Genomic DNA, 8,652 nt, shown 5'->3' with positions numbered 1-8,652 from the left:
ACGCAGGCTGGTGATGCCCGCGACCGCATGGACCGCTTCAGCCGCCATCGGGCCGCCTTCGAGGCCGTCGCCAGCGATCTCTTCGACGCGGGCTTGCCGCTCCGCATCACGGCGGACCACATCATTTGGCTCAAGAGGTTTGCGGCGGGGCATCGGCAGGCTGTGATCTGAGTGCGGCGGTCGAAGCGCTCGGCACAGGCGGAGCCGCTTGCCCTCCCGTGGTCGACCACGCCGCTGCGCCAGAAAGCCGGAGCAGGTGTATCCAAGTGCGGCGATCGAGCAAATCGTTACGTCGATTGACTGAGAGGGTTCAGTGGTGGAGTGAGGCGAAGCATTGGCTCTGCCACCGGTTCGCACCGAACGGGTGAACAAATGCGCCTCGATCAGGTTTGCCCCGTCGGTGCATCGCGACGGATTGCGTGCCGTCGGGCGACGCTACAATTCATCGGGAGAGCAGCATGTTTGAAAAGTTCGGCGTCATCGCCTTCGCGGCCGTCGCCCTGACGGTCGCCGCTCCGGCCCATGCGGCGACCGCCGCAAATTCTCAGAACGGCACGAGCACGTCGAGCGCCGCCAAGGAGATGGCGCCTGGGGCGACGGAGATGGCGCCTGATCCGGCGACGCCCGGCGTGGTGCAGGTGCCCGTGGTGGTCGTACCGACTCCCAACGCCGTCTTGCAGACCCCCGTCGTCGTAGCACCGGCTCCCGTGGTCGTGCTGCCTGCGCCCGTTGTGGTCGTGCCCGCAACCGGAGCAACGGCCACCCCGGCCCAGTAATCATCGGCTTACGCCGCCTCGTCGACCGGATCGAACAGCGTCGGATCGTCGTCGCAGTGTCCGGTCCTGTTGACGCGCTTGGAGACGATCCACTCGCGCAAGGCGCTTTCGGCTGCGGGCTTGAGCACGTCAGGGCCGAGAGACCCATCGAGCCATCCGTCGAAGTCGCTGGGCGTAAGCAGCACCGGCATGCGGTCGTGGAATGGCGTCATCCACTCGCTGGCGCCTGAAACGATGATGGTGGCCGACAGCACGTCGTCACCGCTCTCTGGGTCCGTCCAGTGGTCCCACAGCCCCGCGAAGGCCAGCACGGGCGAGCCGTCGCCGGCCGTGAACAGATGCGGGATCTTGTCGCCTTTCCCCGCCGGTCCATTCGTAGAACCCCGAGGCCGGGATCAGACAGCGGTGCTTCTTGAACGCCATGCGGAACATCGGCTTTTCGGCCACCGTCTCGGCCCGGGCGTTGAACGTGGCTGGCACGTCCTTAAGGGGCTTCTTCCACCAGATCGGGACCAAGCCCCAGCGCATTGAGACGATCTCTCGGCCTGCCTCGGTGAGCCGGACGACGTCGATCGTTGTGGTGGGCGCGATGTTGTAGCGGGGCTGAAGGTTCTTCGGCGCGCCGATCACGTCGAGGAAAACGTGGACTTCGGACAAGGTGTAGCGCTGCGAGAACCGTCCGCACATTGTCTGGCCTGCCCTCGTCGGTCGCGCGCTCTATGTCGGGAGCGGGACAAGCACCAAAGCAGGCGGAGCCGTGGCGATCAAGTTCGTGGACATCGACTCCGAGGACGGGGGCAAGCCGAAGCGGGCAGAGAAGGCTGAGGCGCCTGTCACACGAGAGCCGGACGCCGAGGCGTTGAAAGACAGCGTAAATCCCGAGCTGCCGCACGCGAAGCCGAAGCGGAAGAAGCGCGGGCGGAAGTAGGGAGCACACATCTCCGCCCAACCGCCGCCTTCGTGGAGGAGCAGCACCACCCCCTTGCCGTCGGAGCAGACGCGGGAGATGGAACAGTGCCAATCCTCATAGGACTTTTCACCGTCTTTGCCGGAGTGCTTACCACGGTTCAGTCCGGTGCTAATGCCACATTGAACAAATCCCTCGACCAGCCGATCGTGGCCGCCTTGGTGGTGGTCGCCACCAATCTCGTCGTTTACTTGGCCGTCGCACCGTTCGTTGGTCTTAGTTGGCCGGGGTCGGACCGGATCGCGCAAACGCCGTGGTGGGCCTGGATGGGTGGCCTCTTCGGTGGCATATACGTGCTGTCGGCCATCTTCTTCGCGGAACGTCTTGGAGCGGCGATCTTCACCGGCCTCACCGTCACGGCTGGAATTGTGACGTCAATCGCACTCGACCACTTCGGCCTAATCGGGTTTCAGCAGCATTCGGCGGGGCTGTGGCGCATCCTTGGAGGCGCGGTGATGATCGGCGGCCTGCTCCTGGTGTCCTTTACCTGAAGCACCGCCCCGCCTCACGATCCCCTCGGCCTCGCTGAGCGCCTGCCCGAGATGTCGCGCCAGCGCCACCGCGCCACAGGCCTCGGCCTGGCGGAGGAGGTCGGGCACGGCCGCGAGGACGGCATGAGCTGCTGGCACGTAATCGACGCCGCTCTCCTGCTCCACATCTCGCCGCGCTCGGGGCACCGATCGTTCGTAGATGTGGGGTCGGCGCATGGTCAGTCCTAGCTCTCGGGCTCGATCTGACCCTCTGCCGCCAGCGTGGCGATCAGCTTGGCGAGTCCCTTCCTGGTTTCCGGGTTCTTGATCCGCTGCCAGTCGGCCGCGACGGCCATGGCGGCGCGGACCGGCTTCACGTCGCCGGACGGCACGGATGTCTCGTCGCCGAAGAAGGATGCGGGGTGGACACCCAAAGCCGTGGCGAGGCACTGCAGAGTGCTGGCTGACACGCGGTCCTTACCCTGTTCGTACTTCTGCACCTGCTGAAAGCTGATGCCGACCGCGGCCCCAAGCTCTGTCTGGCTCATCTTTGCCGCCACACGCGCGGCTCGGAGACGGGCGCCGAAGGCAGTCTCGAATTCGGGGTTTCGGTTTCGTCCTTTTGCCGGCTGCTCCGGCGGTGCGGCAAGTGGCTCGGGTGGCGTTTCCTGCTCAGGAGTGCTTACGAATCCTTCGAGAGAGCGCATCAGCCCTCCTTGTGCAGGCTGCCGAGGCCGATGCTCTTCGCCAGCTCGCTCCGCTTGCGCGCATAAGCAGGTGAAACCATGGGATAGTCTGCAGGCAGCCCCCACTTGGTCCGATACTCCGCCGGGGTGAGCCCGCGGCCGGCGAGGTGGCGCTTGAGGGACTGGTACTGCTTCCCGTCCTCCAGGCTGATGAGGTAGTCGTCCGTGAGGGACTTCCTGATCGACACGGGCGGGACCAGCTTGGCGGCCTCGGGTGCCGCATCGGGCGCCCCGCCCATGCCGCTCAACGCGGCATGGATCGTCGAGATCAGTTCCGGCAACTCGGCCGCGCGGACATGGTTCTTCGCCACGTAGGCGGCGACGATCTCTGACGTCATCTCGATTAAGGTGGTGTCTGCGGCTTCGGACATCGGCTTTCTCGCGTGATAGTGGTTGTTCCCATGCCCGGCGATAGTTCGCAAGGCGATAAATGCGTCAATGCTACGCCTGCGAAGTCTGCTGACGGCCCTTCCACAGTTGCTCGCTCAAATGGGCTCGGCTACCTGCCATGGCTTCCCACGAATGAGCCTGTGCCCATGCTGAGACTCCGGAAGACCATCGACGCCGCCAGCACGCGGAGCAACCTCGACGTGATAGTCGCTACAATCCGGCATGAAGGCGAGGGCGCCGACGCGGACCCGTTCGACGACGCCATGGTGGCGGCCTTGCTCGCGGCGCTCGGGTCGGTATCAACCCGCCGTCAACCATCTCCTCCCCATGGTGCCATCACCGCCGTCGGCCTCTTCGGCGGTAGTGTCGGGGGAGGCGCGCCGCGAACAAGCCCCCCTGGACGCTCATCTGAGAGAGGCCCCCGCTCGATGCCGGATATTCGCAACCAATGATCCAACCTCGCGATCTCGTGGTGATCGGCGCTTCCCGCGGTGGATTGGAGGCGCTGAACCAACTCGCGAGCGGACTGACCATCGATTTTCCGGCCGCCGTGCTGATCGTGCTGCATACGTCCCCGGATAGCCCGAGGATGTTCGCCAGGATCATGGGGCAGCACACCCCGCTCTCGGTGGAGTACGCCGAACAGGGTGGCAACATCCTGCCTGGGCACATCCTGTTCGCACCGCCTGATCGGCACATGGTCGTGTTCGATGAAGGCTTCATAGGTCTTCATGCGGGACCGAAGGTGCACCACTCGCGGCCCGCTGCGGACGTTCTGTTCCGGTCGGCCGCCGAGGTCTACGGTCCGCGCGTTATCGGCGTGGTGCTGACCGGTGGAGATGGTGACGGAACGGACGGGCTGCGTGCCATCAAGGCCGCAGGGGGCATCAGCGTCGTGCAGGAGCCCGACGAGGCTATTGACCCAAGCATGCCCCGAAGCGCTCTGCAGGGTGGCAGTCCTGACTATCGCGTGCCGCTCGACGAGATGGCGGAATTGCTGACGCGGCTCGTCACAGATTTCGCTCACGACACTCAGCGAACGATCTCATGAACCGGCGACCATTGCCGTGATGGCATGCGCGATCTCTTCGGGGCTCCCGATGACATCGATGGGGCCGTCGTAGGAAATAGCGTTCTCGGGCATGCCCGGGGTCGGCGATCCGCTCGGCTTCAGCACCATGGTCAGGCCGCCAGCGTGGTGAATGGCGGCAAGCCCCCGCGACCCATCGTCCAGGAAGCCGGATAGGATCACGCCGATGCTGCGGGCGCCCGCATGTTCCGCCAAAGACATGAGCAGGAGGTCGACCGTGCGGTTGCGGTACCGGCGATGAGGGTCCTGAACCAGACTGCCGAAGCTCTTCGTCGCGAGGGTCAGGTGCTCGGCCGGTCCACCGACATAGGCACGCCCCGTCTTGAAGGGCTCGCCGTCGGATGCCACGATGACGGGCATACGAGACGAGCGTGACAGCACGGCCCCGAGATGGCTCACCCTGTCCCAGGGGCGGTGCAGGACGACCAGCACGACCGCGTTCAGGGATCGTGGCAACTCGCGCAGGAGATCGCCGATGTCGTCGAGGCCAACCGGTCCCGATGCACCGACCGCAACGAACCAGGGAGCGGGTGACGTCGACGTGGCCGGGTTCGCTCCCACTCAGGCGACGGGTTCGAGGTTGTCGAGGTGTAGATAGTTCGGGTTGAAGCCGCAGAAATGCATCAGCCCGTCGGTGTCGTTGATCTCGACCAGCCTGTGCCTGACCTTCAGCAGACCTGCCTCGCGGAGCTGTTGCAGGCAACGGTTGACGTGGACCATCGACAGCCCTGTGGTGTCGGCGATGTCCTCTTGGATCAGCGGCAAGGCGAAACTGGTGCCGGTCACCATGCCGGCAGCGCGCAGCTTCACGTAGAACTCGCAGAAGAGATGCGCGATGCGTTCCAATGCCGGACGCTGCCCCACATTGAGAAGCCATTCCCGCATCGTGCCCTCGTCGACGAGCGTGGCCCACCACAGCGCCCGGGCGAGCGCCGGACGCCCGATCATCTCGGCGATGCGATGGCGCGAGATGTCGACGACCTTGCAGGCCGACACCGTCGCAATGCTGTGATCCATGGCTTTGAGGATATGGACGTGCAGGTCGCAGAAGTCGCCCGGTAGCAGGTAGGCCACGACCTGCCGCCTGCCGTTGGCCAGGTTCTTGTAGCGATAAGCGAGCCCCTGGATGATCAGGCGCACGTTGTCGGAGGACTGCCCTTCACGGATGAGATCGGTGCGGGCCGGCACGTCGCGGACCGGGAGGACGATTTCGTCCAGGAGTTGTCGGTCGGCGGCAGGCAGAGGGGCGAAGTGCTCCAGTTTCCGCGTCAGCACATTATCCATGGTTGCCCCCGGGGCGACAAAGCGCCACGTCGGGGACTAACATAGGTTGATGGTCGAAAATCAAACATATGATGGTTCCTGAAAGCTTCGTGATCGGAACAAGGTTTCGTCAAGGTCGCAGGCGACTCTCGTGTTTGATCGACCTCACCCGTACGGCCCCTCGAACAGGTCCCCGAGCGCCCGCCTAGCCCGCACCGTCACGGCCCGCCGTCTCCTGTGTTCCGGCGCGTCGTGGAGAAGGTGGCACCGCTGGCACAGCGCCGCGAGGTTGCCCGGCGCGTTGTTCTGCGGGTCGTGGTCGAGGTGGCACGTCGACAGGAACACCCGCGTCCGGCGCATTGGCTGGATGGTGGAGTGCGGCGGCGGCAGTCGGCGGTGCCGCTTACCCTTTCCGCAGCGCCAGGTGCGCGCGTCCTCGTCCCACCACAGGCCATCGCCGAAATGCAGGACCTCCCGCCCGTGTGGCCGGCCGCAGGTCTCGCACCGGCCGCCGGCGCGCCGAAACCGGATCGAGACCGACAGCTCGCGCCAGTCGATCGGGTACAGCCATCGGTGGCGGGCGAGGATGGGCACGGGATAGGGCTCGGGCGTGGTCGAGTCCAGAGGCTATCCGGCAGGGCCGGCGCCGGGCAGTGCGGGCGGGTCACACCGGAGGGAGAAGCGAGGGCCACAAGGGGCCACAAGGGATGGGGTATCACACCCTACGCACTGAGGGCAGCACCACCCGCTCCGGCGCGGGCAGCTCGCATCAGGGCGACTCGGCGGAGTATTGCGGGACTCGGCTCTCGGCGGTAGCGTCAACGACCCCGACGCGATCGGGGCAGTTCGGACCACCGCCATGCGCCTCCGCCTCACCCTCGCCGCCGTCGCTCTCGTGGTCGCTGGCGGGCCGGGGTGGGCGGCATCACCTGAAGGCGTGTTCAGGCATGGCGGCGCCTATCCGTTGTCGGCGACCGTCTTCGCGCTAGACAGTGCAGAGGGATATGCCGGTCGCTTCACAACGGGGTTTCCTGGCGATCCAAATCACTGTGGTGGGTCATTCTCCGCGACAGGACGAAAACAGACAGAAAACAGGATCATTTTCATTGGAGCGCCTGAGAACGGTAACTCTTGTCATGTGACAATGATTTACAACGCGCAATTTAATCGCGCGCAGATCGATGAAGAAGGTTGTGGAGATTTTCACGGAGCATCATGCGAGTTCAGTGGCGCAGTTCAAAGAACGGAACGTTGATGGTGCTTTCTCACCCCTGCCCATACCTAATCCGGTCCTGACTTTCACGCCGAGCCGACACTTTGGCTGCCTCGTTCAGTCCTGTTTTCGCATCGGTGCCGTGAACATGAAAAGTGTCGCCGTGGCGCTCGTGATGGACGTTGCCATGTCGGACGCTGTGGGTGAGGCTCGAAGTTATGAGTGCGCGGTGGTCTAGCTTGGGCATCAGCAGGCCGTCTTTGTGCAGCCGCGCTATGTGTTCCTGTGTGCGCTTGAGGTCGCTTATGCCTGGGATGGGCTTCGCGACTTCCACCTTGAGGAACCCGTCCTTGTAGAGGTCCGCCAAAGGGTTCGCTGGCCGGGCATGCGTGTATTGGATCGGCGAAAGGTGCCCACTGGCACCATACGGCACGTCCGAAGCCCGGGCGCGGCTGGCCCGGTCATCGTCGGGGTGGTAGGGCGGTGGGGCAGCAGGACTGACCGGAGGAGCGGATCTGTTCCCAAGGGCGTTGAGCCGCTTCCCAATCGTGCCAAGGTAAGCCGTGCCGGCCGTGCCAAAGGCATCGTGTCCAACGGCACCGCTATTAAGATAGGACCAAGCTCCACCGCCTCGTCGCGGGCTGCCCGTACCCTGATTGTGGGCATATCCGAGAATTTTTAAGCGCTCACGCGGCGTCATGGCCGCGAAACGTCCGTTGCCCATCAAAGTTTGATAATGATCGACGGTGTAGTTTTCGAAAAACCGCTCCTGCATTGCGGGGTCAGCCAAGAACTGTGCATTGGACGGACGGGCAACACTGAGCCGCCCTGCGGTTTCTGTGATTTCCGCTGGACCCATTTGGTAACGTCCGGCGTAGCGATTTCCCGCCCCGCCCATACGGTCGTAGCGCTTTCCCTCAATGTCGGTGACACCCTCTCGAAAAGCATCCCACTCGCCTTGGGATATGCCCATGGCTTCGGTCGCCGACTTAGCGGCGTAGGGAACACCAGCGGGACCCTGAACTCCCTTCCCTGGACCCCTCGCCGCTCTCCGCAGTCGCTCAATGGGAGACGGCGTCGGAGCCGCGCCCTCAGGGGCATCCTTCCCGCCCAGCGCCTTCGGCATGGTCCGCTGCCACAAGTTCCTGTCATCGTGCGGCGTGGCGTGAGTCCCGAGGCCGTGGTGCGGGCCATGCGGGAGCTGTTCGCCGCGCTTGCCGTAGGTTCGATCCGCAAGGCCAGGATCAATGGCGCGCAACGCCGTTTCGCCCGTGCTCTGGTCCCGCCACGGATCGACGTTCGACATGGTATTGTCGGCGAGGTATTTGGCTCCACCCACCCCGATCGCAGCTAGGATGGCGGGCGATAACGTCACGCTGCCGAGGCCGGTCAGAACCTTGAGCAGGTTCCCGACTACGGGCAGAACCCGCAGCGACATGACGCCCGCGAAGGCCACCAAGCCCTTTTCCAGCGGCTCGACGACGTCGGGGTGTTCCTCCACCCATTTCGCCATACCGTCGAAAGCATCCATCATCGGCACGAAAAACTGCGTGTCGATCTTTTGATGGATGAGCGCGAGGTCCGTGCTCAGATTGTCATAGGCGCGTTGGACCTTGCGGGCGTCTTCAGCGGCCTTGTTCGGATCGATCCCGAAAGCGCTGAGCTTGGCGTCGTAGGCGTTGAGACCGCGGCGTGTCTCGGCGGGGTTGCGCAGGGCGTTGAGGGCGTTGTCGCCCG

General features: G+C 64.5%; 13 protein-coding genes. 5 read left to right on the top strand and 8 right to left on the bottom strand.

The annotated features are described in order from the left end of the window. The first annotated feature begins 458 nt into the window (after positions 1-458). Positions 459-776, top strand: a complete 318-nt coding sequence (locus D3273_RS26640) for a hypothetical protein (protein WP_129229982.1) — start codon at positions 459-461, stop codon at positions 774-776. 8 nt (positions 777-784) lie between these two features. Here the strand turns inward: D3273_RS26640 and D3273_RS29760 are convergent, their stop codons facing one another. Together D3273_RS29760 and D3273_RS29755 are read right to left on the bottom strand one after the other, a co-directional pair. Beyond that, the gene (locus tag D3273_RS29760) at positions 785-1,087 is read right to left on the bottom strand and encodes an SOS response-associated peptidase family protein (RefSeq protein ID WP_281011425.1); all 303 of its coding nucleotides are present in this window, start codon (positions 1,085-1,087) and stop codon (positions 785-787) included. Next, a complete protein-coding gene (locus tag D3273_RS29755) occupies positions 1,035-1,463 on the bottom strand; it encodes an SOS response-associated peptidase (protein WP_281011424.1) in 429 nt (142 codons plus the stop codon). The genes D3273_RS29760 and D3273_RS29755 overlap by 53 nt, the downstream gene beginning before the upstream one ends. 70 nt (positions 1,464-1,533) lie before the next feature. Between D3273_RS29755 and D3273_RS28570 the strand changes: the two genes are divergently transcribed. Together D3273_RS28570 and D3273_RS26630 are read left to right on the top strand one after the other, a co-directional pair. Beyond that, the gene (locus tag D3273_RS28570; protein ID WP_165359729.1) at positions 1,534-1,704 is read left to right on the top strand and encodes a hypothetical protein; all 171 of its coding nucleotides are present in this window, start codon (positions 1,534-1,536) and stop codon (positions 1,702-1,704) included. An 86-nt stretch (positions 1,705-1,790) separates the two neighbouring features. Beyond that, positions 1,791-2,234 (top strand): DMT family transporter, encoded by a 444-nt coding sequence (locus tag D3273_RS26630; protein WP_129229981.1) that lies wholly within the window; start codon positions 1,791-1,793, stop codon positions 2,232-2,234. A 224-nt stretch (positions 2,235-2,458) separates the two neighbouring features. Here the strand turns inward: D3273_RS26630 and D3273_RS26625 are convergent, their stop codons facing one another. Together D3273_RS26625 and D3273_RS26620 are read right to left on the bottom strand one after the other, a co-directional pair. After that, entirely contained in the window at positions 2,459-2,920 is a 462-nt protein-coding gene (locus D3273_RS26625; RefSeq protein WP_129229980.1) for a helix-turn-helix domain-containing protein, read from the bottom strand. Beyond that, the gene (locus D3273_RS26620) at positions 2,920-3,330 is read right to left on the bottom strand and encodes a Ros/MucR family transcriptional regulator (RefSeq protein ID WP_129229979.1); all 411 of its coding nucleotides are present in this window, start codon (positions 3,328-3,330) and stop codon (positions 2,920-2,922) included. The genes D3273_RS26625 and D3273_RS26620 overlap by 1 nt, the downstream gene beginning before the upstream one ends. A 467-nt stretch (positions 3,331-3,797) precedes the next feature. On the opposite strand from D3273_RS26620, the gene D3273_RS26615 reads away from it, so the two are divergent. Beyond that, a complete protein-coding gene (locus tag D3273_RS26615) occupies positions 3,798-4,400 on the top strand; it encodes a chemotaxis protein CheB (protein WP_129229978.1) in 603 nt (200 codons plus the stop codon). Here the strand turns inward: D3273_RS26615 and D3273_RS26610 are convergent. From D3273_RS26610 to D3273_RS26600, 3 genes are all read right to left on the bottom strand, one after another. Then, positions 4,395-5,000, bottom strand: a complete 606-nt coding sequence (locus D3273_RS26610; RefSeq protein WP_129229977.1) for a chemotaxis protein CheB — start codon at positions 4,998-5,000, stop codon at positions 4,395-4,397. The genes D3273_RS26615 and D3273_RS26610 overlap by 6 nt on opposite strands. Beyond that, a complete protein-coding gene (locus D3273_RS26605; protein WP_129229976.1) occupies positions 5,001-5,723 on the bottom strand; it encodes a Crp/Fnr family transcriptional regulator in 723 nt (240 codons plus the stop codon). It abuts the gene before it with no gap. 144 nt (positions 5,724-5,867) lie between these two features. Further along, positions 5,868-6,296, bottom strand: a complete 429-nt coding sequence (locus tag D3273_RS26600; protein WP_129229975.1) for a hypothetical protein — start codon at positions 6,294-6,296, stop codon at positions 5,868-5,870. Positions 6,297-6,561: 265 nt separating this feature from the next. Between D3273_RS26600 and D3273_RS26595 the strand changes: the two genes are divergently transcribed. After that, positions 6,562-6,957 (top strand): hypothetical protein, encoded by a 396-nt coding sequence (locus tag D3273_RS26595; RefSeq protein WP_129229974.1) that lies wholly within the window; start codon positions 6,562-6,564, stop codon positions 6,955-6,957. A gap of 10 nt (positions 6,958-6,967) precedes the next feature. On the opposite strand, the gene D3273_RS28565 is transcribed toward D3273_RS26595, so the two are convergent. After that, positions 6,968-8,652: hypothetical protein (locus D3273_RS28565; RefSeq protein WP_165359728.1), on the bottom strand; the 1,685-nt coding region annotated here is incomplete at its 5' end.

This window comes from Lichenibacterium minor (assembly GCF_004137685.1).
Taxonomy (GTDB): domain Bacteria; phylum Pseudomonadota; class Alphaproteobacteria; order Rhizobiales; family Beijerinckiaceae; genus Lichenihabitans; species Lichenihabitans minor.
The sequence above is the reverse complement of the archived record's forward strand: the minus strand, read 5'-3'. Positions and strand labels throughout refer to the sequence as shown.